Origin of the sequence: Paraburkholderia sp. A1RI_3L (assembly GCF_048957895.1) — a bacterium.
Classification (GTDB): Bacteria; Pseudomonadota; Gammaproteobacteria; order Burkholderiales; family Burkholderiaceae; genus Paraburkholderia; species Paraburkholderia kururiensis.
The window spans coordinates 192,341-216,299 of the sequence record NZ_JARCHA010000006.1 but is presented as its reverse complement, the minus strand read 5'-3'; the positions used below and the strand labels follow the sequence as shown (position 1 = coordinate 216,299).

The window sequence follows — 23,959 nt, the reverse complement described above, 5'->3', positions numbered from 1 at the left end:
GGAAGGGCCTGGGTGCGAAGACTCAGGACCTCGGGCCATGCCGCGATGCGGACTTCGAGCTAGCAGCCGCCGAAGCGTGCCTCCGGGGTGCGATTCGCGCAATGCCGTCTAACAATCTTTTTCAAATTCCGGCTGTCGGCCAGATGATTCGATCGGGCCGCGCCACCAGTGTTCCCCACGGAGTATCGATGAGCATTGATCGGGCTTTGGTCGACGCCGCGCTCGCGGCCGTCACGGATCCCAACACGGGCCGTCCGTTTGCGGCAGCGAAGGGTTTCAGGAATGTGACCGTGGAGGGCGCAACGGTTGCGCTCGACGTGGTGCTCGGCTATCCGGCAAGAAGCCAGTACGAAGCGATCCGCGCGCTGGTCGCCGGCGCGCTGGCCCAGGTGCCGGGCGTCTCGGAGGTGCGCGTCGCGGTGTCGCAGCAAATCGAGACGCATACCGTTCAGCGCGGCGTCAAGCTGCTGCCCAACGTGAAGAACATCGTGGCCGTTGCCTCGGGCAAGGGCGGCGTCGGCAAGAGCACGACGGCTGTGAACCTCGCGCTTGCGCTGGCCGCGGAAGGCGCCTCGGTGGGCATTCTCGATGCCGACATCTACGGCCCCTCGCTGCCCACGATGCTCGGCATCGAAGGTCGTCCGGAGTCGCCGGATGGGCAGTCGATGAACCCGCTCACGGGCCACGGCGTGCAAGCCAATTCGATCGGCTTCCTGATCGAGCAGGACAACCCGATGGTGTGGCGCGGCCCGATGGCCACCTCGGCGCTCGAGCAGTTGCTGCGGCAGACGAACTGGCGCGATCTCGACTATCTCGTGGTGGACATGCCGCCGGGTACGGGCGACATCCAGCTCACGCTCGCGCAGCGCGTTCCGGTGACGGGCGCCGTGATCGTGACGACGCCGCAGGACATCGCGCTGCTCGACGCGAAGAAGGGCCTCAAGATGTTCGAGAAGGTGGGCATTCCGATCCTCGGCATCGTCGAGAACATGAGCACGCATATCTGCTCGAACTGCGGCCACGAAGAGCACATCTTCGGCGCGGGCGGCGGCGAGCGGATGGCGAAGGAGTACGGCGTCGAGGTGCTCGGCAGCCTGCCGCTCGATATCTCGATCCGCGAGCAGGCCGACTCGGGCCACCCTACCGTGGCGGCCGATCCGCAGGGCCGCATTGCCGGCATCTATCGCGAGATTGCCCGCAAGGTCGCCATCCACATTGCGGAGCGCGCCCGCGACATGACGTCGAAATTTCCGAACATCGTCGTGCAGAACACCTGAGCATCCAGAGGCCGGCGCGGGTGCTCGCGTCGCGCGTTTTCTGGTGCACGGCGCCCACGTCGGCGTTCAGGTGTGTACGCGTGCGCACCTGCCGATGCGTCAATCAGCGTGGGTGTCGCGGTATCATGTGGGCTTCGTCAGGTCCGGTCCGGCGCCGCAGGGGCGGTGTCGCGCCGACAAGAGGATCGCATGAAGAAACGACTCGACGGGCAGGCGGTGCGCGCATTCATCGTGCTGGCTGCGGGCAGCCTGCTTCTCGCGGGCTGCAGCGTATTCCTGAGACCACAGGAAAAGCGTGCCGACGCGCAACTGCTGTCCACCGTGGCCAACCAGGTCCGCGGTACCGTCACATTCCTCGAACACTCGGACGGCGTCCAGGTCACCTACAACCTGGCCGGCCTGCCACCCAACAGCGACCACGCGCTTCAGGTGCACGAGCGCGGCGACTGCAATGCCGCCGACGGATCGAGCGCCGGTCCGGTGTTCGCGCCCGCCGCCGAGCGGTTGAAGAGCGGTGCGCGCGTGGAAGGCGACCTCGGCAACATCCACGCCGATGCCAACGGCGTGGCCACCGGCTTCATCGTGGCGCCGGACGTTTCGCTCGACGGCATCCGCTCCGTGTTGCAGCGCTCCGTGCTCGTCCATCGCGACGCAGGCGACCCCTACGCGTTTCCGCAGCATGGCGCCGGCCCGGCACTCGCCTGCGGGGTGATCCGCCAGCAATGACGCCGCCGCAAGGCGCGCAATACGGTGCGTACGGTGCGTATGGTGCAGCGCGTCAGTTTCCGTGTCGCGTGCCGTTCGCCCCTTCCGTTTGCCTGTGGTTTGCCTGTGCCGCCGGCTCCGCGGTTCGCGGCGATCGCCGCGCAGGGCCACGCATCCGGGCGTTCCCGGCAGCGTCACCCATATCGCGTAAAATAAGCGGCTTTCGTCGGCGGGCACTGAACGGCACGGGGCACAGCACCCGTCAGCGCCTGCGATGCGCCTGTGCGCACCGCCATATGCCGATCCGCCTTCCATCCTAATTAGTGGCGTAGCGTCCCAACATGACCATCAAATCCGACAAGTGGATTCGGCGCATGGCCGAACAGCACAAGATGATCGAGCCGTTCGTGCCGGACCAGGTCCGCACGTCGCAGGACGGCCGCAAGATCGTGAGCTACGGCACGTCGAGCTACGGCTACGACATCCGCTGCGCGGACGAATTCAAGATCTTCACGAACATCAACTCGACCATCGTCGACCCGAAGAATTTCGACGAAAAGTCGTTCGTCGACTTCAAGGGCGACGTCTGCATCATCCCGCCCAATTCGTTCGCGCTGGCCCGCACCGTGGAGTATTTCCGCATTCCGCGCAACGTGCTGACCGTGTGCCTCGGCAAATCCACCTACGCGCGCTGCGGGATCATCGTGAACGTGACGCCGTTCGAGCCGGAGTGGGAAGGCTACGTCACGCTCGAGTTCTCGAATACGACACCTTTGCCTGCCAAAATCTACGCGAACGAGGGCGTCGCGCAGGTGCTCTTTTTCGAAAGCGACGAGGTTTGCGAGGTGTCGTACGCGGACCGCGGCGGCAAATATCAAGGCCAGCACGGCGTGACGTTGCCCAAGACGTAACGGTTGCGCGCTGACTCACCGGCTTGACGGGTGGCCGCTGCGCAGCACGAGCAGCGGTCGTTCTTTTTGGAGAATCGCCCCATGAAGTTTCGTTTTCCTGTCGTCATCATCGACGAAGATTTCCGCTCCGAGAACATCTCGGGCTCCGGCATACGGGCGCTCGCCGAAGCCATCGAGAAAGAAGGCGTGGAGGTGCTCGGACTCACGAGCTACGGCGATCTCACCTCGTTCGCCCAGCAGTCGAGCCGCGCGTCGTGCTTCATCCTCTCGATCGACGACGACGAACTGATGCTCGGCGAAACGGGCCCGGACGGCGAGCTGCCCGAACTCGCCACGGCCATCATCGAGCTGCGCGCGTTCGTGACCGAAGTGCGCCGCCGCAACGCCGACATTCCGATCTTCCTGTATGGCGAGACGCGCACCTCGCGGCACCTGCCGAACGACATCCTGCGCGAGCTGCACGGCTTCATCCACATGTTCGAGGACACGCCGGAGTTCGTCGCGCGCCACATCATCCGCGAGGCGAAGGTCTATCTCGATTCGCTCGCACCGCCGTTCTTCAAGGAACTGGTGAAGTACGCGGACGAAGGCTCGTACTCGTGGCACTGCCCCGGCCACTCGGGTGGCGTGGCGTTCCTCAAGAGCCCGCTTGGCCAGATGTTCCACCAGTTCTTCGGCGAGAACATGCTGCGCGCCGACGTCTGCAACGCCGTGGACGAACTGGGCCAGCTGCTCGATCACATCGGCCCTGTTGCGGCCTCCGAGCGCAACGCCGCGCGCATCTTCAGCGCCGACCACCTGTTCTTCGTGACCAATGGCACCTCGACCTCGAACAAGATCGTCTGGCACGCCACGGTCGCGCCGGGCGACATCGTGCTGGTGGACCGCAACTGCCACAAGTCGATCCTGCACGCCATCATGATGACGGGCTCGATTCCGGTGTTCCTCACGCCCACGCGCAACAACTTCGGCATCATCGGCCCGATTCCGCGCGACGAGTTCAAGCCGGAGAACATCCGCCGCAAGATCGAGGCGAACCCGTTCGCGCGCGAGGCGCTCGCGAAGAATCCGAACCTCAAGCCACGCATCCTGACCATCACGCAGAGCACCTACGACGGCGTGATCTACAACGTCGAGATGATCAAGGACCTGCTCGGCGACATGCTCGACACGCTGCACTTCGACGAAGCCTGGCTGCCGCACGCCGAGTTCCACCCGTTCTACCAGGACATGCACGCCATCGGCGCGGGCCGGCCGCGCACGGGCGCGCTCGTGTTCGCCACGCACTCCACGCACAAGCTGCTCGCGGGCATCTCGCAGGCGTCGCAGATCGTCGTGCAGGACTCCGAGAACAGTACGTTCGACCGCCATCGTTTCAACGAGGCGTATCTGATGCACACGTCCACGAGCCCGCAGTACGCGATCATCGCGTCGTGCGACGTGGCCGCCGCGATGATGGAGCCGCCGGGCGGCACGGCGCTCGTCGAGGAATCGATTGCCGAAGCGCTCGATTTCCGCCGCGCCATGCGCAAAGTGGACGCCGAGTACGGCGACGACTGGTTCTTCAAGGTCTGGGGTCCTGAAGAACTGGCCGAGGAAGGCATCGGCTCGCGCGAAGACTGGATGCTGCGCCCGAACGACCGCTGGCACGGCTTCGGCGCGCTGGCCGAAGGCTTCAACATGCTCGACCCCATCAAGGCGACCATCATCACGCCGGGGCTCGACGTGGACGGCGAGTTCGGCGAGAACGGCATTCCCGCGGCCATCGTCACGCGCTACCTGGCGGAGCACGGCATCATCGTCGAGAAGACGGGGCTCTACTCGTTCTTCATCATGTTCACCATCGGCATCACGAAGGGCCGCTGGAACTCGATGGTGACGGAGCTTCAGCAGTTCAAGGACGACTACGACAACAACCAGCCGCTGTGGCGCGTGTTGCCCGAGTTCGTGGCGCAGCATCCCGCGTATGAGCGCATCGGCCTGCGCGACCTGTGCGAGCAGATTCACAGCGTGTACCGCGCCAACGACATCGCCCGCCTCACGACGGAGATGTACCTCTCGAACATGGAGCCCGCGATGAAGCCCTCGGACGCGTTCGCGAAGCTCGCGCACCGCGAGGTGGACCGCGTGCCCATCGACCAGCTCGAAGGCCGCGTCACGACCGTGCTGCTCACGCCGTACCCGCCGGGCATTCCGCTGCTCATTCCGGGCGAGCGCTTCAATCGCACGATCGTCGAGTACCTGCGCTTTGCGCGCGAGTTCAACGAGCGCTTCCCGGGCTTCCATACGGACATTCACGGGTTGGTCGGCGAGATGATCAACGGCCGCATCGAGTACTTCGTGGATTGCGTGCGCGACTGATGGGCGAGCGGAAACACATCGGCGGTGCAACGACAGGCCGCCTGCTCGACGCGGGCCGGCAGCTTGCCCGCGACGCGCGCCGGCGCGCGAGGCCGGTTGCCGTTGCGGTTGCCGCTACCGGCGGTATCGCGCTCGCCGCCGTGCTGGCTTTGCCGCTGCCCGGTTGGGTCAGTGCCGCCCATGCCGAAGTCGCCGCGGCCGACCCCATCGACGCCGCGATGCGCGCGTGTTCGGCGCGCGCCGACATGTCGTCCACCTCAGGGCAGGTGCAGTGCATGGATACGGCTCGCGCCGCATGGAAGGGCGCGACCGACATCGCGTACCGGCAACTGATGACCAAAGGACCGGACGCGCGGCGCAAGGGCTGGGAGGACAGCCAGAAGCGCTGGAGCGCCTGGCGCGACGCGGAAAGGCCGCTGTTGCAGGCGGTGTTCGCGACGACGCACGGCACGGCCTACGTGCTTTCGCAAGCCGACATGGAACTGCAGCCGGTGCGCGACCGTGCATTGATGCTGCGTGCGGAAGCTGCGAGAACCGATTCGGTCAACACGCCGCCCGGCTCACCCGGCTGCGGCGGCGACGCGCAGTGCGAACACGCGGAGTTCGATCTGAACCGCTACTATCGCCGGCTCTACGTGCGCATGCCGGCGCGTTCGCGCGCTGTGCTCGTGCGGGCCGAACGCGCGTGGCTTGCGTATCGCGACGCCACGACACCGCTCGTCAATGCGCGCAGCCGGCTCGACCTCATCGGCGCGCGGGTGGCTACGCTCAAGCGTTTGTCGGAAACGGTGGGCAACGATTGATTTCGGGTAGCGGGGCGTGACGCCCACAATGCGTCCGTCCATGTGAAAAGGGCGAAGGTGCTGCGTTCGCAGTCCTTCGCCCTTTTCGTTGGCGCGTTTCAGCTTGAGCGCCGCTCGTTCAGCTTCGTGCACGGCGCGTGACGGGTCTTCTCAACCTCACTTCCCAAGCGCGGCCCGTGCGGCCTTCACTGCCGCCAGCACCTGCGCCGGCGCCGTGCCGCCCGGATGATTGCGGCTCGCCACCGACCCTTCCAGCGTCAACACGTCGAACACGTCTTCGCCCAGCAGATGCGCGACCGCCGGCAGTTCGCGGCGCATGTCGTCGAGCGACAGGTCCGCCAGATCGCAGTTGCGGTCCACGCAGATGCGTACCGCGTGCGCCACGGCCTCGTGCGCGTCGCGGAACGGCAGGCCGCGCTTGACGAGGTAGTCCGCCAGATCGGTCGCCGTGGAAAAGCCTTGCAGGGCGGCGGCACGCATCGCTTCCGGACGTACGCGAATGCCCGCGGCCATTTCCGAGAAGATGCGCAGCGTGTCGGCTACCGTGTCCACGGTGTCGAAGAGCGGTTCCTTGTCTTCCTGGTTGTCCTTGTTGTAGGCAAGCGGCTGGCCTTTCATGAGCGTGAGCAGCGCCATCAGGTGGCCGTTCACGCGGCCGGTCTTGCCGCGCGCCAGTTCGGGCACGTCCGGGTTCTTTTTCTGCGGCATGATCGACGAGCCCGTGCAGAAGCGGTCCGCCAGATCGATGAAGCCCACGCGCGGGCTCATCCACAGCACGAGTTCTTCTGAGAAGCGCGAGACGTGCGTCATGACGAGCGCGGCGGCGGCGGTGAATTCGATGGCGAAGTCGCGGTCCGAGACCGCATCCAGCGAGTTCGCGCAGATGCCGTCGAAGCCGAGCGTCTTCGCTACCGCGTGACGGTCGATCGGATAGCTCGTGCCGGCGAGTGCTGCTGCGCCGAGCGGCAGGCGGTTCACGCGCGTGCGGCAGTCGCGCATGCGCTCGGCGTCGCGCGAAAACATCTCGACGTAGGCGAGCAGGTGGTGGCCGAACGTGACGGGCTGCGCCACCTGCAGGTGCGTGAAGCCCGGCATGATGGTGGCCGCGTGCTGCTCCGCGAGGTCGATGAGCGCGGTGCGCAGATCGGTGAGCAGCCCGCCGATGCGATCGATCTCGCCGCGCAGCCACAGCCGGATGTCGGTTGCGACCTGGTCGTTGCGCGAGCGGCCCGTGTGCAGCCGCTTGCCCGCGTCGCCGATCAGCGCCGTGAGGCGCGCCTCGATGTTCAGGTGCACGTCTTCGAGATCCAGCTGCCATTCGAACTCGCCGCGTTCGATTTCGCCCTTGATCTGCGCCATGCCGCGCTGGATGGCGGCGAGGTCGTCGGCGCCGATGATGCCTTGCGCGGCGAGCATCGACGCATGCGCGAGCGACCCTTCGATGTCGACGAGCCCCAGCCGCTTGTCGAAGAAGACCGACGACGTGTAGCGCTTGACGAGCTCCGACATCGGCTCCGAGAAGCGAGCCGACCAGGCTTCGCCTTTTTTGTGCAGTTGGGACGTCATGATGTTGGCAGTGAACGTGCGGTGCGAGGCCGCGTACAGGGAAAAGCTCGCCGCGGTGGCGCGGTGCGGACTGCGGCGCGAGGAAGTCGCAGATTTTAACATCGCGCGACGCAGCGGCCGGCGGCGGGCCGCCACGCGCGCACGGTTGCGCCCACCGTCAACGCGGGGCGCGTGCCACGAGCACCACGAGCTTCAGGTCTTCGCGCTGGGCGGGCTTGAGGGTGATCTGGTCGTAGGCGAGGCGGCCCGCGCGCGGATGGTTGAATTCGCGCAGACCGCCTTCGCGCTCGCCCACGTCCTGCGACGCCCAGAAGCGCGCGAAGTCGTCGCTTGCCGCGGCGAGGGCGTCGATCAGCGCGCGCGTGGGCGCGTCGTTGAGGTGGCGGATGGAATCGGCGCGAAACTCCGCTACGAGGCGCCGCGCGCGCGTTTCCCAGTCGACGATCAACTCGCGCGCGGGCGGCGCCGTGAACGTGAAGCGCAGCAGGTTGCGCGCTTGAGCGTCGTGAGCGTTGCTCGTGCCTTCGTCGAGCCAGCCCACGAACAGGTCTGCGGCCTGCCTGTTCCACGCCAGCGCATTCCATTGCCGGTCCAGCACATAGGCCGGCGAATCCACGAGCTTCACCGTTTCGAGCAGCGCGGCGGGCGCGTCCGTCGCGGCCGGGTCCGGCTCGGCAGGGTCGCGCTGCGCGGCCAGTTCGAACAGATAGGCGCGCTCGGCGCGCGAGAGTTGCAGCGCGACGGCGATGCGTGCGAGCGCGTCCGCAGAGGCCGATACCGGCCGACCCTGTTCGATCCAGGTGTACCAGGTGGGGCTCACCCCGCACAGCTGCGCCACTTCCTCGCGACGCAGCCCGGGCGTGCGCCGGCGCGGACCGGGCGGCAGTCCCACCGCATTCGGCGAGAGCCGTTCGCGGTGGGCGCGGATGAATTCGCCAAGCGCGCGCGCGGGCGTGGGATCGAGCGTTTTGGCCGTGGAGGACGAATGGGAGGAACTCATCGCAGGCAGCGGGCGGTGCATGAAACGGTGAACGAACGTATGACAGGTGCTGGAGATACCAGAATAACTGCTTAACTTGTACTGGTACCAGCCGGCGCCTATTGTAGCGGCAGATGAGGCGTGTGGCGGCCACCGAGTGCACGCCGCGCGCGTTCATCCACAAAAAGCCGTTCTCACACCAACCCTCCGGGAGAGCCAACCCGGGCGAAGGAGCATTCGATGAAGCATCACGACCAGGTGGCCGATGCATTCGGCTCGACCGCCGCCGCCTATCTCACGAGCCACGTGCATGCGACGGGCGCCGATCTCGAGACGCTTGCCGCCACCTTCAAGGCCACCTGCGGCGGGGCCACCGTGCTGGACATGGGGTGCGGCGCGGGGCATGCGAGCTTCGCGGTGGCGCCCCACGTGCGCGAAGTGGTGGCCTACGACATTGCGCCGCCCATGCTGGCCACCGTCGCGGCGGCGGCCAAAGAGCGTGGCCTGTCGACCGTTCGCGTGCAGCAGGGCGCGGCGGAGAGCCTGCCGTTTGCGGACGCGTCGTTCGACTGGGCCATCAGCCGGTTGAGTGCGCACCACTGGCGCGATGTGCGAAAGGCGCTCGCCGAGGTGCATCGCGTGCTGAAGCCGGGCGGCCGCGTGCTGTTCATCGATGTGGCGGGCGTGGACGATCCGCTCTTCGACACGCATTTCCAGGCCGCCGAAGTGCTGCGCGACGGCTCGCATATCCGCAACTACCGCGCCGACGAATGGCTCGCGTTTTTCCGCGACGCGGGCTTCGAGGCGAAGGTGCGCGAGCGCTGGCGCATTCCCATCGAATTCGCGACGTGGATTGCGCGCATGCGCACGCCCGAGGTGCGCGCCGCCGCCATCCGGTCGCTGTGGGCCAGCGCACCCGACGAGGTGCGGCAGTACTTCGAGGTACAGGAGGACGGCTCGTTCAAGCTCGATGCGCTGATGATCGAGGCGCGTAGGCAGTAAACGCGAAGAGAAGGCGGGGCCGTCGTCCGGGCCGCGCGCAAAAAAAAGCCCGGCGCGCAAACCGTTGCGCACCGGGCTTCGCTGACTGCGCCCCTCCTGCCTTGGGCCGCCTCAACCCGTATTACGCAGCCCTGCCGCAATCCCGTTGATGGTGAGATGGATGCCGCGCCGCACGCGCTCGTTCGTGTCGCCGGCGCGGTGCCGCTTGATCAGCTCCACTTGCAGGTGGTTGAGCGGGTCGAGGTAAGGGAAGCGGTTCTTGATGGAGCGCGCGAGCAGCGGGTTGTCCGCCAGCCGCTCGCCGTGGCCCGTGATCTCCGAGAGCACGCGCGAGGTGCGCTCCCATTCGGCCACGATGCGGTCGAACACGCGCTTGCGCAGCTTCTTGTCGGCGACGAGTTGCGTGTAGCGTGACGCCACGGCGAGGTCGGTTTTCGCGAGCACCATGTCCATGTTCGAGAGCAGGTTCGCAAAAAACGGCCACGTGCGGCTCATCTTCTTGATGAGCGCGAGGCGCCGGGCGCGCTCGGCGTCGCTGCCCGCTTCGTCGAGGTAGGTGCCCACCGCGGCGCCGAAGCCGTACCAGCCCGTAATCAGCAGCCGGCACTGGCCCCACGAGAAGCCCCACGGAATGGCGCGCAGGTCTTCGATTTTGCGGTGCTTCGGGTCTTGCAGCTTGCGCGACGCGGGCCGGCTGCCGATGTTCAGTTCCGCGATTTCTGCGATCGGCGTGGCCGAGAAGAAGTAGTCGGTGAAGCCCGGCGTTTCGTAGACGAGCGCGCGGTACGCGGCCATCGCCGTGTCCGAGAGCTGCTGCATCGTGGCTTCGAACTCGGGCAGCTGCGCGGGCGCATTGCCGTGCGGCAGCAGCGACGCTTCGAGCGTGGCCGCGACCACCGTTTCGAGATTGCGTCGGCCGATGTCGGGGTTGCCGAACTTGCTCGCAATCACCTCGCCCTGTTCGGTGAGGCGGATCTGCCCTTCGACCGTGCCCGGCGGTTGCGAGAGGATGGCCTGGTAGGTCGGGCCGCCGCCGCGCCCTACAGTGCCCCCGCGGCCGTGGAAGAGCCGCAGTTTCACGCCGCGTTCCTTGAAGAGCGACACGAGCGCGAGTTCGGCGCGGTAAAGCTCCCAGTTCGAGGTGAGGAAGCCGCCGTCCTTGTTGCTGTCCGAGTAACCGAGCATCACTTCCTGCTCGCCGCCCTGGTGTTCGATGAGCGAATCGATGCCGGGCAGCGCGAGCAGGTCGCGCATGATGTGCGGGGCGTTGCGCAGGTCGGCGATGGTTTCGAAGAGCGGAATCACCATCACGCCGCCGCGCGCCGGCTCGTTCACGTGGCCGAGGCGCCCTTGCAGCAGACCGGTTTCCTTCTGCAGCAGCATCACTTCGAGCAGGTCGCTCACCGTTTCCGTGTGCGAAATGATGTAGTTGCGCACGGCACGCGCGCCGAACTTTTCGCGTGTCACGCGGGCCATTTCAAGCACGCCCAGTTCGCTCTTCGCGAGGTCCGAGTCAAGGTAGGGCGAGCGCAGCGGCCGCACCTGGGCCAGTTCGGCGAGCAGCACGATCAGCTTGTCGTCTTCGGAAAGCGACGCGTAGTCCGCTTCCACGCCCGCGCGCGCGAGCAGCTCGGCGACCACGGCCTCGTGGATGTCGGAGCTTTGGCGCAGGTCGATGCTCGCGAGGTGAAAGCCGAACACTTCCGAGGCGCGCGCGAGCGGCGCGAGCCGCGGCGTGGCGAGCGAGGCGCCGTAGTGCGCGGCGAGCGAGTCCATCAGCACGTGCAGGTCGCGCGTGAACTCGGAGGCGTCCGCGTACGGCGTGGCGCGAATCTGCGGCGCACCGGGGCCCGCGCTGCGCAAATGCACGACCCCTTCGCCGAGGCGCACGCGCGCGCTCGCGGCAAGCCGCGTGTACATGCCGATGAGCGCGCGGCGATACGGCTCGTCCACGCGATGCGGCGACTGGTCGGGCGAGGCGGCCGCGAGCTTCTTCAGATCGTCGCTGGCACCTGCGAGGAGATTGGACACGGAAAGCTCCGCGCCCAGCTTGTGAACCTGCTCCAGGTAGTGCTCGAAGATCACCGCCGCCTGGCGCGCGATGGCGTGCTCCAGCGTGGGCGCGGTGACGTTCGGATTGCCGTCGCGGTCGCCGCCGATCCAGCTGCCCATCTGGAAGAACGGCGGCAGCCGCGCGGGCAGGCCGTGCTCCTTGAGCGCCATTTCGATGTCGGCATACAGCGCCGGGATCTCTTCGAGGAACGTGGCGTGGTAGAACGAGAGCGCGTTTTCGATCTCGTCGGCCACGGTCAGGCGCGCGTCGCGCAGCATGCGCGTCTGCCACAGCGAGGTCACGCGCGCGCGCAGCAGCGCCTCGTTCTGCGCGAACTCGCGATGCGTGAGCGGCTGGTCGCGCTCGGCGAGCAGCCGCGCGATGTCGTGCTGCGCATCGAGAATGCTCTTGCGCTGCACCTCGGTGGGGTGGGCCGTGAGCACGGGCACGATGAGCGCCTCGTTGAAGAACTGCTGGAGCATCGGCGTGGCCGCCGCGCCCGCGGCCACGAGCCGCTCCAGCGAATGCGCCATCGTGCCCGGCTGCGGCACCGAGCCGGCCAGATCGTGGATGCGGTGGCGCCGGTTGCGATGGCGGTCTTCGGCGATGTTCGCGAGGTGCGAGAAGTAGCTGAAGGCGCGCACCACGCTCACCGTCTGTTCCGGCGAGAGCGCGCGCAGCTTCTTTTCCAGGGCCTGGGCGGCGCTGCTGTCGTCTTCGCGGCGAAAGCGCACGGCCGTCTGCCGGATCGTCTCGACCACCTCGAACACCGCATCGCCTTCCTGTTCCCGCACCACGTCGCCGAGCAGACGGCCCAGAAAGCGGATGTCCTCGAAGAGCGGCTTGTCCTTGTCCTCGCGGGTGCGGCCGTTGCGCTTCGTGGGGGCCGCGTCGCCGCCAGCGGGGGCCTTGCCGTTCGTCACGTCGTTGAGCGTGGCGGCGTCCGGTTTGGCCTTCTTGCCCGGCTTGGCCGCCTGGGGCGTCTTTGCCGTGCGGACGGCTTTTTGGGGCGCGGGGGCCGCGGCGGTGTTCGGTGAAGCGTTCAGCGATGCAGTGTTGCGGCGCGCGGCGCGCGCCGATCCGGAAGACGTCACGATGGGTTTCCTCGGGAAAGCCAGGGTCTGTTGATGAAAGACTGCCAACTACAGGACAACGACATGCCAACGACGGGACAAACTGCGCAACCAACTCAGGACCAACTACGGGAACTACGGGCGGACTGCCATTGCGCTGCGGGAGAGGAGGCCGGGAGCGGCCAGCGGGAGCTTCGCGCGCGTCACGCCGCGACGCATCATCGCAGAGCCCTGGGCACGTTGCGCGAACGGTCGTGCGTGGTGGTCTGCGATGTGCGGCGGAGGTATGCCGCAGGCGGCAAGGAAGGTCAAGGCGGCGGCAAAGGTACGCAAAGGCGCGTGCTAACATTGCCCGTTATCCGATCTCCCAAGCCACCCCGCCTTGCGATGTCTCCTGCAATGAACTCCGAGCCGTTATCCGTGCAACCGCCCCGCACGCTTGTCATCGCTTCGCGCGAGAGCCGGCTCGCCATGTGGCAGGCCGAACACGTGCGCGGTGCGCTGCACAAATTATATCCATCTTGCGACGTCCGAATCCTCGGAATGACCACGCGCGGCGACCAGATACTCGACCGCACGCTCTCGAAGGTGGGCGGCAAGGGGCTGTTCGTGAAGGAGCTGGAAAATGCGCTCGCGGACGGCCGCGCCGATCTCGCGGTGCACTCGCTCAAGGACGTGCCCATGGAACTGCCGGCCGGCTTCGCGCTGCCCGTCGTCATGGAGCGCGAGGACCCGCGCGACGCCTTTGTTTCGAACGACTACGCATCGCTTGCCGATTTGCCCCCCGGCAGCGTGGTGGGCACCTCCAGCCTGCGGCGCGAATCGATGCTGCGCGCCGCCTGGCCGCATCTCACGGTGAAACCGCTGCGCGGCAATCTCGACACGCGGCTTGCCAAGCTGGACCGCGGCGACTACGCCGCGATCATTCTCGCTGCGGCCGGCCTCGTGCGGCTGGGGCTGGCCGACCGTATCCGGGCGCGGCTCGATCCCGAAGACAGCTTGCCCGCGGCGGGGCAAGGCGCGCTCGGCATCGAGATCCGCGCGGATCGCGCCGAACTCGCGGCCTGGCTCGCGCCGCTGCATCACACGCATACGGCGCTCGCGGTGGAGGCGGAACGCATGGTGTCGCGCGCACTGGGCGGCAGCTGCCAGGTGCCGCTGGCCGCCTACGGGTACTGGCACGACGGCGCGCTGCACCTGCGCGGCAAGGTGGCGACGCCGGATGCGACCCGCGTGGTCGAGGCGCGCGCGTCGGCTTCCGCTGCAACCGTGGATCGTGCCCTCGAACTCGGCCGCGAAGTGGCCGATGCGCTGATCGGACAAGGCGCGCTCGACATCGTGCGTGCGCTGGAAAGCGCGGCGGCGCCGGAAGGCAGCACCGACACCGATGACAAGCGCGGCGATAGCCGTGGCGCTACTGACGGTAAGTCCGGCGGCACGCCCTGAACGCCGCGACGGCCCGAGCCATGACCGCGACCCGTCTGCACCCACGAGGCGCCCACCCATAAGCCGCCAATAAGCCGCAAACAACCAACCCCATGACCGGACCCACCAGCGAACCATCCGAAGGAACCCCGGGCGCGCGGCACGGTGCGCGCTTCACGGCGGTCATCACGCGGCCCGCGGGCCAGTCGGCGAGTCTCCTCGTGCGGCTTGCCGAGGAAGGCATCGACGCCCTCGAGTTCCCGCTCATCGCAATCGGCCCGGCCGCAGACGAAGCGCCGCTGCGCGAAGCGTTCGCTTCGCTCGACCGTTACGCGCTCGTCGTGTTCGTGTCGCCCAACGCCGTCGACCACGCGTTCGCCCGCTACGGCGCGATCTGGCCGCATGCGCTGCCCATCGGCGTGGTGGGGCCGGGCAGCGTGGCGGCGCTGGCCCGGCACGGCGTGGCAGCGCCCGCTTATCGCGTGATCAGCCCGGCGCAAGCGTCGTCCGACGACGACGCGGCCCGCTTCGATTCCGAAGCGCTCTTCGCCGCGATCGAAACGACCTTGGGCGAGCGCGCGCTCGAAGGCAAACGCGTGCTGATCGTGCGCGGCGACGGTGGCCGCGAGTGGCTCGCGGAGCGGCTGCGCGAGGCAGGCGCCGAGGTTCAGCCGGTCGCGGCCTATCGGCGCATCGTGCCCGAGCCGTCCATCGCCGCGTGGGACCGCGTGCACGCGCTCCTCGCCGGCAAGCCGCACGTGTGGCTCGTCACCAGTTCCGAAGGCGTGCGCAATCTCGACGAACTCGCGCGCGAGCATCTCACCGCAGGCGAGCTTGCCGCGCTCAGGCGCGCGCCGCTCGTCACGCCGCACCCGCGCATCGCCGAGACGGCGCGGGGATTGGGTTTTGATAGCATTACGGTGTCCGGCGCGGGCGACGAGCGCATCGTCCGCGCCCTGCGCGCAGCGGTTCCTGCCGCGGCTCATCCTGCAGCGGAGCCTGCAGTTCATCCCGACGTTAAACCGGTCACGACCAACCCGGCTCACTCACGCATGACTGATTCGAACGACTCGAACAACACTTCGTCCCAGCGAGGCGCAACGGCACCGGTGCAGCCGGGTTCGCCCTCCGCCCCGCCCGTCAACGCACCGTTCACGCCCTATGAAGCCCAGAAGCCGCGGCGCGGCGCAAGCGGGCCGCTGCTGTGGTTCGTCGTCGTCGTGATCGCGTGTGCGGCGGGCGTGGGCGGCTTTGCGCTCAACCGCAAGGTCACGCGCATGGACGAGCGTCTCGTGCAACGCCAGCAGGCCAACGACGCACAAACGGCCGAACTGCGCGTGAAGACGGATCAGGCCGTCGCCACGGTGCATCAGATGGATTCGCAGGTTGCCCAGCTCGAAGGCAAGCTCGCGGATGCGCAGAACGCCCAGCAGGCGCTCGCGCAGCAGTACGCGGACCTCGCGCGCAATCGCGACGACTGGACGCTCGCCGAAGTGGGCCAGATGCTCTCGAGCGCGAGCGAGCAGCTGCAACTGACGGGCAACACGCAGCTCGCGCTTTTCGCGCTGCAAAGCGCCGACCAGCGGCTCGCCGCGTCGGACGGCGCGCAGGCGCTGGCTGTGCGCAAGGCCATTGCGCAGGACATCGACAAGCTGAAGGCCGCGCCGTCCACCGACCTCACTGGCCTCGGCATCAAGCTCGACAACGCCATCGACGCCGTGGATACGCTGCCGCTCGCGGGCGAAGCGCCCGTCGCGCACGCGAAGCCGCAGGCGCCCAAGCCTGCCGATACGGCGAAGCTGGCCGCCGCCACCGGCGAGCCGCGCTGGAAGGTGTGGCTCCAGTCGTTCGCGACCGGCATCGGCCATCAGCTGACGAGCCTCGTGCAGGTGCGCCGCATCGATAACGCCGACGCCATGCTCGTCGCGCCCGACCAGGGCTATTTCGTTCGCCAGAACGTGAAGCTGCGCCTGCTCTCGGCGCGCATCTCGCTCCTCTCGCGCAACCAGGCCGCGCTGAAGTCCGACCTGCATGCCGCGGATGCCGCGCTCGCCCGCTACTTCGACAACGCCTCGAAACAGACCCAGACCGTGCGTGATCTCGTGAAACAGGTGGACGCGGGCTCGCCCGCCGTCGAGTTGCCGAACCTGAACACGAGCCTGCAGGCCGTCCGTCAATACCGGAGCCGGGGGTAATCATGGCGATCCGTGGACTCGTCTGGCTCGCGCTGCTGTTCGCGATCGCCGTGGTGCTCGCGATCGTCGGCCGCTTCGACACGGGGCAAGTGCTGTTCGTCTATCCGCCTTATCGCGTGGACGTTTCGCTCAACCTGTTCGTGGTGGGCGTGGTGGTGCTCTTCATCCTGATCTACACGCTGCTGCGCTTCGTGCGCAGCGTGCTGCACATGCCGCAGCGCGTGGCTGCGTACCGTGCGCGCTCGCGCGCCGCGAAGGCGGCCGCGGCGCTGCGTGAGGCGATCGGCAACCTGTACGCGGGCCGCTTCACGCGCGCCGAAAAGGCCGCGCGCGACTCGCTCACGGATTCGGCGAACAAGGGCGCGGCCGGCTTGATCGCCGCCAACGCCGCGCATCGCATGCACGAGTACGCGCGCCGCGACGAATGGCTCGCGCAGATCGACCATGCGGACTGGCAGGACGCCCGCCTCATGGCGACGGCCGACATGCGCGCCGACGGCCGCGACCCGGATGGCGCGCTCGCCGCGCTCACCGAGATGCAGTCGCAGGGCGGCCGTCGCATTCACGCCCAGCAGATCGCCCTGCGCGCGCAGCAGCAGCTCAAGAACTGGGGCGAAGTGCTCAAGCTCGTGAAGACGCTGGAAAAGCGCGAGGCGCTGCACCCGGCCGTGGCCGTGCGCCTGCGCCAGCTCGCGGCGGAGAACCTGCTGCGCGAGCGCCGGCACAACGCCGACGCGCTGCTCGAACTGTGGCAGTCGCTGTCGCCCGTGGAACGCCATTCGCCGCGCCTCGCGGACCTCGCCGCGGAACTGCTGATCGCGCTGAACCGGCAACAGGACGCACGGCGCATCGTCGAAGAGGCGCTCGCGCAGAATTGGGATGCGCGGCTGTTGCGCCGCTATCCGGATACGGCGGGCGACGACGCGCTGCCGCTCATCCAGAAGGCCGAGGCCTGGCGCAAGGAACGTCCCGACGACGCGGACCTGCAGTTCGCGCTGGGCCGGCTGTGCTTGCAGCAGCAGCTTTGGGGCAAGGCGCAGTCGTTCCTCGAGGCCGCGCTCAAGCTGGCCGACAACGAACCGCTGAAGATCCGCTCGCACCGCGCGCTCGCGCGTCTGCACGAGCAACTGGGCGACACGCAGAAGGCCGCCGAGCACTACCGGCAAAGCGCGCTGGCGATGAACGTGGTTTGACGCCTGCGCGTGGCTCCGTGCGGCTGCTACGCCGCGCGGAGCACGAGATACATCGCTTCTCTTCCCTTACTTGCTGACGAGCCGTGCCGGCACGGAAAGCGCCAGCAATCCCCCCAGCACCATGAACGCGGCCAGCATGAACATGCCGGAGTCGTTCGCGCCCGTCGCCTGCTTGAGCCAGCCCACGGCATAGGGGCTCAGAAAGCCCGCCAGGTTGCCGATCGAGTTGATCATCGCGATGCCGGCCGCGGCGCCCGTGCCGGCCAGAAACGCCGTCGGCAGGCTCCAGAAGAGCGGCAGCGTGGTCAGAATGCCCATGGTCGCCAGCGTGAGCGAAGCCATGGCGAGCACGGTGCTGTGCGCCCAGATCACCGAAAACACGAGCCCGATGGCGCCCGCCGCCGCGGGCAGCGCCACGTGCCAGCGGCGTTCGCGCCGATGGTCCGCGCTGCGTGCGACTAGCACCATTGCCACGACCGCAGCCGCGAACGGCACGGCGGAAAGCAGGCCGATCGCGAAGGCGTCGGTGACGCCTGTGGACTTGATGATGGTGGGCAGCCAGAAGCTCACGCCGTAGAGGCCCATCACGAACGAGAAATAGATGAGGCTCATGAGCAGCACCCGAGGGCTCGCCAGCACGCGGCCGATGGGCATGTCTTCCTTGGCCGCGTCTTCATGGGCGATGCGGCTTTCGAGCAGTTGCCGCTCTTCGGCCGTGAGCCACTTCGCCCTGCTGATGCCATCGTCCAGCACGAGGAACACCAGCACGCCCACCACGATGGACGGCAGCCCTTCCAGCAGGAACAGCCACTGCCAGCCGTGCCAGCCGTTCACGCCGTCGAAGGACTTCAGGATGAAGCCCGACACCGGCCCGCCGATCACCCCCGAGAGCGCGATGGCGGTCATGAACCAGGTGGTCATGCGGCCGCGCCGGTGCGCCGGGTACCAGTAGGTGAGGTAAAGAATGATGCCGGGGAAGAAGCCGGCTTCCGCGAGGCCGAGCAGAAAGCGCATCACGTAGAACATCGTCGGCGTGGTAACGAACATCGTGAGCATCGAGATGATGCCCCACGTCACCATGATCCGCGCGATCCAGACCCGCGCGCCCACGCGGTGCAGGATCACGTTGCTCGGCACCTCGAAGATGAAGTAGCCGAGAAAGAAGATGCCGGCGCCGAAGCCGTAGACCGCGTCGGACAGATGCAGGTCGGTGCTCATCTGGAGCTTGGCGAAGCCGACGTTCACGCGGTCCAGATACGCCACCACGTAGCAGAGCATCAGGAGCGGCGTGAGCCGCCAGGCGACTTTCCGGTACGTGGCCTCCTCGAAGCTGGAGGGCGGCGCGCCGGCGCCGGAATGAGGCAGGGGATTCGCAGGACTGGCCATCTTGTCTCCTCGTTTGTGTTTTGAGTGCGTGGAAAGACTGCGATCTGCGCGCACTATACGCGCGTGATTTCGCCCGCGCTATCGGGGCGCGGCCTCACGCGCGGGTTCACTACACGCAGCGCCCGCCGTCCACTTCGAGGCACACGCCGGTGATGAACGAGGCTTCGTCCGAAGCCAGATAGAGGCACGCGTTGGCCACGTCCTGCGGCGTGGAAAAGCGCCCGAGCGGAATGCCCGCGAGAAAGCGCTGGCGATTTTCGGGTGTGTCTTCCACGCCCATGAATTGCGCGGTGAGCCCGGTGTCGCCGATTACGGGGTTCACGCAGTTCACGCGAATGCGCTCGCCGCCCAGCTCCACGGCGAGCGACTTGCTCGCGACGATCATGGCGCCCTTGCTGCCGTTGTACCAGACGAGCCCCGGGCGCGGCCGCACGCCCGCGGTGGACGCGATGTTGACGAACACGCCGCCGCCCTGCGAGCGGAAGTACGGCACGAACGCCTGCACGCTCCAGAAGAGGCTCTTCACGTTGACGGCGTAGACGCGGTCGAACTCGGCTTCGGTCACGTCGAGCACGGGCTTGTTGCGGTGCGTGGTGCCCGCGTTGTTGACGACGATCTGCACGCTGCCGAAGTCCTCCAGGGCGGCCTCGCGCAGCGCGTGCCAGTCGGCTTCCCGCGTGACGTCGCCCGTCACGGCGATCGCCTTGCCGCCCGCAAGCGCGATCTCGCTCGCCACCCGCTCGGCCGCGGCGCCGTTCAGGTCGTTGACCACGACGTTGGCGCCCTCGCGCGCATACGTCTTCGCAATGCCTTCGCCAAAGCCCGAGCCCGCGCCGGTGACAATGGCCGTCTTGCCTGTGAGTCGCATGTCGTCTCCTTTTGTTGTCTGCATGGTGGTCAGGATGGTCGTCTGCACGAAAGGGCTCGGGGTGGCCCTCGATGCTCGCGCTGCTGTGCGATGCCTTCGCGTGCTCGCCGGGCCGCTCAGCCGTGGCGAATCGCGATGGTTTTCAGCACCGTGAAGCCGTAGAGCGCCTCGAAGCCCTTTTCACGGCCGTGCCCCGAATGGCCCACGCCGCCGAACGGCAACTCGACGCCGCCGCCCGCGCCGTAGTTGTTGATGAACATCTGACCCGAGCGCACGCGCCGCGCCATGCGCAGCTGACGTGCGCCGTCGCGAGTCCAGATTGCGGCCACGAGTCCATAGGCCGTGCCGTTCGCAAGCGCTACGGCTTCGTCTTCGCTCTCGAAGGGCATCGCCGCCAGCACGGGGCCGAACACTTCCTCGCGCGCGAGACGGTGCGTCGCAGGCACGTCGCGCAGCAGCGTCGGCGCCTGATAGAAGCCGCTTTCGGGCGCATCGGCCACCACTTCGCCGTGGGCAGCCATCGCGATGCCGTCGTGCTGCGCGTCGGAGAGGAAATCCCATACGCGCTGCTGTTGCTTCGCGTTGATGAGCGGGCCGCAGTCGAGGTCGGCGTGCCACGGCCCCACGCGCAATGTGTTGAAAGCGGTGGCGAGGCGGTCGAGAAGCGGCTCGTACACGGCGCGTTCGATCAACACCCGGCTGCCCGCGGAGCACGTCTGCCCCGCGTTCTGCACGATGGCCGAAACGAGCACGGGCAGCGCGGCGTCGAGGTCGGCATCGGCGAAGACGATCTGCGGCGACTTGCCGCCCAGCTCCAGCGTGACCGGCACGTGGTTTTCGGCGGCCATCTGGGCGACCAGCTTGCCCGTTTGCGGCGAGCCCGTGAACGAGATGTGATGGATGCCCGCATGGCTCGCAAGCGCCGCCCCGGCCTCGTGGCCGTAGCCCGTCACGACGTTGAGCGCGCCCGCGGGCAGCCCGGCTTCGGCGGCGAGTTCGGCGACGCGCAGCACGGAGAGGCACGCGTCTTCAGCCGGCTTCACGACGCAGGCGTTGCCCGCCGCAAGCGCCGCGCCCACGCTGCGTCCGAAAATCTGCATCGGATAGTTCCAGGGCACGATGTGGGCCGTCACGCCATGCGGCTCGCGCACCGTGAGCACGGTGTAGCCGGCCTGGTAAGGCAGCGTCTCGCCGTGGAGCTTGTCGGCGGCGCCGGCGTAGAACTCGAAGTAGCGCGCGAGGGCGGCGGCATCCGCGCGGGCTTGCTTCAGCGGCTTGCCGGTGTCGCGCGCCTCGATCTGCGCGAGTTCTTCACCGCAGGCGGCTACGAGCATGGAAAGCCGGTACAGCACGCGCCCGCGTTCGGCGGCGCTCGCCGCGCCCCACGCGCCGCCGAACGCGGTCTGGGCCGCCTGTACGGCGCGTTCGACGTCGGCCGCGGTGCCGCGCGCGATGCGCGAGTAGGGCTTGCCATCGGACGGGTCGAGTACGGCGATGGTCTCGCCGTTCGACGGCGGACACCATTCGCCGCCAATGAAGTGCTTCGCTTCGATCATCGTGCGCCTCGCGTTGTTGATCTCGGGTGGATCGTGCGGGTTGGATGCCGGCAGAACCCGACGTGCGGTGGGCCCGGCCGGTCGCTGCATTATCGCCCCGGACCGGCCATGCTTCCTGCTGGGCGCGGCGTCCCGGCCGGCGGCGGGCGCCGCGATCCGATTGGCTATAATGGCGCATTCCCCGACGGTCCGGCTCTCTCGCGGCGTTTGTGCTGCGCAGGAGCCGCGCGCCGCGTTCCGGATTTCATCCTCACCAGAGAGCGCTCATGAGCTTCAACACCGTACCCCCCGGCAAGGATCTGCCGCACGATTTCAATGTGATCGTCGAAATTCCGGCGCAAAGCGATCCGGTGAAGTACGAGGCCGACAAGGAACTGGGCCTGCTCGTCGTCGACCGCTTCATCGGCACGGGCATGCGTTACCCGGCGAACTACGGCTTCATTCCGCAGACGCTCTCCGGCGACGGCGACCCTGTCGACGTGCTGGTGATCACGCCGTTCCCGCTGCTGGCCGGCGCCGTGGTGCGCGCCCGCGCGCTCGGCATGCTGCAGATGACCGACGAGTCGGGCGTCGATGCCAAGCTGATCGCTGTGCCGCACGACAAGATCTGTCCGATGACGGCGCACATGAAGTCCGTGGACGACGTGCCGCAATATCTGAAGGACCAGATCAAGCACTTCTTCGAGCAATACAAGGCGCTCGAAAAGGGCAAGTGGGTGAAGGTGGAAGGGTGGGCCGGCGTGGATGCCGCTCACAAGGAAATCAACGACGGCGTGGCGAACTACAAGAAGTAAGCGTAAGCGCTGCCGGACCGGGTGGAGGAAACCTGGCCGCAAGAACCGCGCGAGCCCGCAAGGGCCGCGCGGTTTTTTATTGGGTGCGCCGTTTGCCGCGCGACTGCAGCGGGGTGTTGTCGGGTACTGAAAAGTCGGGCACTGAAGCGTCGGGCACGGCGGCTTCCATGGCCATGGCCTCATGCGACGCTGATCCGGTTACGGCGACTTCCGTGAGCGCCGCATCGTCCACCGAGACCTGCGGCAGTACCGATTCGAGCGTACGCGCGCCTGCCGCCAGCGCCCGCTTTTCGCGGGCCGGCAGTTGCTTGACCCAATACTCGGCGCGCGAGGCGGCCGCCCGATCGGCCACCTCGAACGATGCCAGCACGCGCAGCGGCTTGCGCGAGCGCGTGTAGCGCGCGCCCGTGCCGCTTGCGTGCTTGTCGAAGCGGGCGGCGACGTCGGTGGCGATGCCGGTGTAGACGCTACCGTCGGCACATTCGATCAGATAGAGGAACCACGGCATGGGGCGCTGACTTTTGTTGTTGTGTGAGCAGGGCGATAAGAGAGGGGCGAGGGCGGCGACCGACGGGCGGCGCATCAGCTCCTGAACGGATTGTGCTCGCGCAGTTCGTCGACGTAGGCGTGAATGGTTTCGGTCTCGCTCGACAGAAAGCGCGCGACGGCGTCAGCGAAAGCGGGATGCGCGAGCCAGTGGGCCGAATGCGTGGCCGTGGGCAGGAAGCCGCGCGCCATCTTGTGCTCGCCTTGCGCGCCGCCTTCGAAGGTGGCGAGTTTTTCCTCGATGCAGAACTCCAGCGGCTGGTAGTACGCGGTCTCGAAGTGCAGGCATGGCACGTGTTCGAGCGCGCCCCAGTAGCGTCCGTACAGCGTGCCGCTCGGGCCTGCGGCGCCGCGTTGGTCCGTTTCGCCGCGCTGGTAGACGACGAGCGAACTTGCGATGGGCTTGCCTTCGCGTTCGGCGATCACGAGCAGCAGGTTCTCGGGCATCGTTTCGCCGATGCGCCGGAAGAAGTCGAGGTTCAGATACGGCGTGGAGAAATGCTCGCGGTAGGTCTGCCGGTAGCAGCGGTTGAAGAAGCGCCATTCGGCGTCTGTCGCGTCCTCGCCGCGCACGCGGCGGAACGTGACGCCGGCCTCGTGCACCTTGCGCCGCTCGGCGCGAATGTTCTTGCGTTTCTTCTGTTCCAGCGTGGAGAGGAAGTCGTCGAAGTCGCGGTAGCCCGCGTTGATCCAGTGGAACTGCACGCCCTCGCGCAGCATCGTGCCGAGGTCGGCGAGCGCCTGTGCTTCCTCTGCGGTGGGAAACAGCACGTGCAGCGACGACACGTCGGCCTGTTCCGCAAACGCCACCAGCGTGGCGGCGAGATGGCGGCGGGCGGATTCGTCGGTCGCCAGCAGTCGCGTGCCCTGGACCGGCGTGAACGGAACGGCGCAGAGCAGCTTCGGGTAGTACTCGAGTCCGTTGCGCTTGTACGCGTCGGCCCAGGCCCAGTCGAACACGTACTCGCCGTACGAGTGGCCCTTCAGATAGACCGGCGCCGCAGCGGCGAGGCGGTTCGTGCTGGCGTCGGTGAGCGTCACGAAGCGCGGCGCCCAGCCGGTGTCCGCGACTGCGCAGTGCGTCTCGTGGAGTGCCGCGAGAAACTCGTGACGCAGGAACGGTGTGGGCTGAGCCTGCCGGGCGAGGAGGGCGTTCCATTCGTCGCGTCCCACCTCGAGCGGTGAGTCCAGAATGCCCGTGCGATAATCGAAGCGTTCCTGATTCAATCTTTCTGACCGTCGTTTCACCGTTCGACCCGTTGCGCC

Annotated in this window: 17 protein-coding genes and 1 pseudogene; 10 read left to right on the top strand and 8 right to left on the bottom strand. The window is 67.5% G+C overall.

Translation table 11 applies throughout. From position 1 onward, the window contains the following. Positions 1 to 188 precede the first annotated feature (188 nt). The 5 genes from apbC to PXJ20_RS18305 all read left to right on the top strand — a co-directional run bounded on the left by apbC (position 189) and on the right by PXJ20_RS18305 (position 6,057). Positions 189 to 1,277, top strand: a complete 1,089-nt coding sequence (gene apbC, locus PXJ20_RS18325) for an iron-sulfur cluster carrier protein ApbC (RefSeq protein WP_421030529.1) — start codon at positions 189 to 191, stop codon at positions 1,275 to 1,277. Positions 1,278 to 1,466: 189 nt separating this feature from the next. Continuing rightward, the gene (locus PXJ20_RS18320; protein WP_017773187.1) at positions 1,467 to 2,003 is read left to right on the top strand and encodes a superoxide dismutase family protein; all 537 of its coding nucleotides are present in this window, start codon (positions 1,467 to 1,469) and stop codon (positions 2,001 to 2,003) included. 320 nt (positions 2,004 to 2,323) lie between these two features. After that, positions 2,324 to 2,893, top strand: coding sequence for a dCTP deaminase (dcd, locus tag PXJ20_RS18315; RefSeq protein WP_017773188.1), 570 nt, complete (start codon positions 2,324 to 2,326; stop codon positions 2,891 to 2,893). Between the two features lie 81 nt (positions 2,894 to 2,974). Further along, a complete protein-coding gene (locus tag PXJ20_RS18310; RefSeq protein ID WP_126877824.1) occupies positions 2,975 to 5,254 on the top strand; it encodes an arginine/lysine/ornithine decarboxylase in 2,280 nt (759 codons plus the stop codon). Further along, positions 5,254 to 6,057 carry a lysozyme inhibitor LprI family protein gene (locus PXJ20_RS18305; RefSeq protein ID WP_413213299.1) on the top strand — a complete coding sequence of 268 codons (804 nt, stop codon included), beginning with the start codon at positions 5,254 to 5,256 and terminating at the stop codon, positions 6,055 to 6,057. Before PXJ20_RS18310 ends, PXJ20_RS18305 begins: the two co-directional genes overlap by 1 nt. A 156-nt stretch (positions 6,058 to 6,213) precedes the next feature. On the opposite strand, the gene argH is transcribed toward PXJ20_RS18305, so the two are convergent. Both argH and PXJ20_RS18295 read right to left on the bottom strand, forming a co-directional pair. Beyond that, positions 6,214 to 7,623 (bottom strand): argininosuccinate lyase, encoded by a 1,410-nt coding sequence (argH, locus tag PXJ20_RS18300; protein WP_421030530.1) that lies wholly within the window; start codon positions 7,621 to 7,623, stop codon positions 6,214 to 6,216. Positions 7,624 to 7,780: 157 nt separating this feature from the next. Then, positions 7,781 to 8,623 (bottom strand): helix-turn-helix transcriptional regulator, encoded by an 843-nt coding sequence (locus PXJ20_RS18295; RefSeq protein ID WP_421030531.1) that lies wholly within the window; start codon positions 8,621 to 8,623, stop codon positions 7,781 to 7,783. 219 nt (positions 8,624 to 8,842) lie between these two features. Between PXJ20_RS18295 and PXJ20_RS18290 the strand changes: the two genes are divergently transcribed. Next, positions 8,843 to 9,604: a class I SAM-dependent methyltransferase gene (locus PXJ20_RS18290; RefSeq protein WP_199543496.1), complete on the top strand. Its 762-nt coding sequence runs from the start codon at positions 8,843 to 8,845 to the stop codon at positions 9,602 to 9,604. A gap of 111 nt (positions 9,605 to 9,715) precedes the next feature. Here PXJ20_RS18290 and ppc read toward each other — a convergent pair whose 3' ends face one another. Next, positions 9,716 to 12,751 (bottom strand): phosphoenolpyruvate carboxylase, encoded by a 3,036-nt coding sequence (gene ppc / locus PXJ20_RS18285; protein WP_421030532.1) that lies wholly within the window; start codon positions 12,749 to 12,751, stop codon positions 9,716 to 9,718. Between the two features lie 378 nt (positions 12,752 to 13,129). On the opposite strand from ppc, the gene hemC reads away from it, so the two are divergent. The 3 genes from hemC to PXJ20_RS18270 all read left to right on the top strand — a co-directional run bounded on the left by hemC (position 13,130) and on the right by PXJ20_RS18270 (position 17,543). Continuing rightward, on the top strand, positions 13,130 to 14,176 hold the full coding sequence (hemC, locus tag PXJ20_RS18280) for a hydroxymethylbilane synthase (protein WP_413213303.1): 1,047 nt from the start codon (positions 13,130 to 13,132) through the stop codon (positions 14,174 to 14,176). Positions 14,177 to 14,268: 92 nt separating this feature from the next. Next, on the top strand, positions 14,269 to 16,350 hold the full coding sequence (gene hemDX, locus PXJ20_RS18275; protein ID WP_421030533.1) for a fused uroporphyrinogen-III synthase HemD/membrane protein HemX: 2,082 nt from the start codon (positions 14,269 to 14,271) through the stop codon (positions 16,348 to 16,350). Between the two features lie 2 nt (positions 16,351 to 16,352). Then, entirely contained in the window at positions 16,353 to 17,543 is a 1,191-nt protein-coding gene (locus PXJ20_RS18270) for a heme biosynthesis protein HemY (protein ID WP_126877831.1), read from the top strand. Positions 17,544 to 17,609: 66 nt separating this feature from the next. Here the strand turns inward: PXJ20_RS18270 and PXJ20_RS18265 are convergent, their stop codons facing one another. The 3 genes from PXJ20_RS18265 to PXJ20_RS18255 form a co-directional block, all read right to left on the bottom strand. Then, the gene (locus tag PXJ20_RS18265; protein WP_421030534.1) at positions 17,610 to 18,929 is read right to left on the bottom strand and encodes an MFS transporter; all 1,320 of its coding nucleotides are present in this window, start codon (positions 18,927 to 18,929) and stop codon (positions 17,610 to 17,612) included. 109 nt (positions 18,930 to 19,038) lie between these two features. Next, on the bottom strand, positions 19,039 to 19,797 hold the full coding sequence (locus tag PXJ20_RS18260; protein WP_017773200.1) for an SDR family oxidoreductase: 759 nt from the start codon (positions 19,795 to 19,797) through the stop codon (positions 19,039 to 19,041). Positions 19,798 to 19,913: 116 nt separating this feature from the next. Continuing rightward, a complete protein-coding gene (locus PXJ20_RS18255; protein ID WP_421030535.1) occupies positions 19,914 to 21,353 on the bottom strand; it encodes an aldehyde dehydrogenase family protein in 1,440 nt (479 codons plus the stop codon). Positions 21,354 to 21,619: 266 nt separating this feature from the next. Here PXJ20_RS18255 and ppa point away from each other — a divergent pair, with 266 nt between their 5' ends. Continuing rightward, positions 21,620 to 22,147 carry an inorganic diphosphatase gene (ppa, locus tag PXJ20_RS18250; RefSeq protein WP_421030536.1) on the top strand — a complete coding sequence of 176 codons (528 nt, stop codon included), beginning with the start codon at positions 21,620 to 21,622 and terminating at the stop codon, positions 22,145 to 22,147. 88 nt (positions 22,148 to 22,235) lie between these two features. Here ppa and PXJ20_RS18245 read toward each other — a convergent pair. Both PXJ20_RS18245 and PXJ20_RS18240 read right to left on the bottom strand, forming a co-directional pair. Next, a pseudogene (locus PXJ20_RS18245) lies at positions 22,236 to 22,655 on the bottom strand (GIY-YIG nuclease family protein); the annotation flags it as partial. 74 nt (positions 22,656 to 22,729) lie between these two features. Next, on the bottom strand, positions 22,730 to 23,920 hold the full coding sequence (locus tag PXJ20_RS18240) for a GNAT family N-acetyltransferase (RefSeq protein ID WP_421030537.1): 1,191 nt from the start codon (positions 23,918 to 23,920) through the stop codon (positions 22,730 to 22,732). Between the last annotated feature and the right edge of the window lie 39 nt (positions 23,921 to 23,959).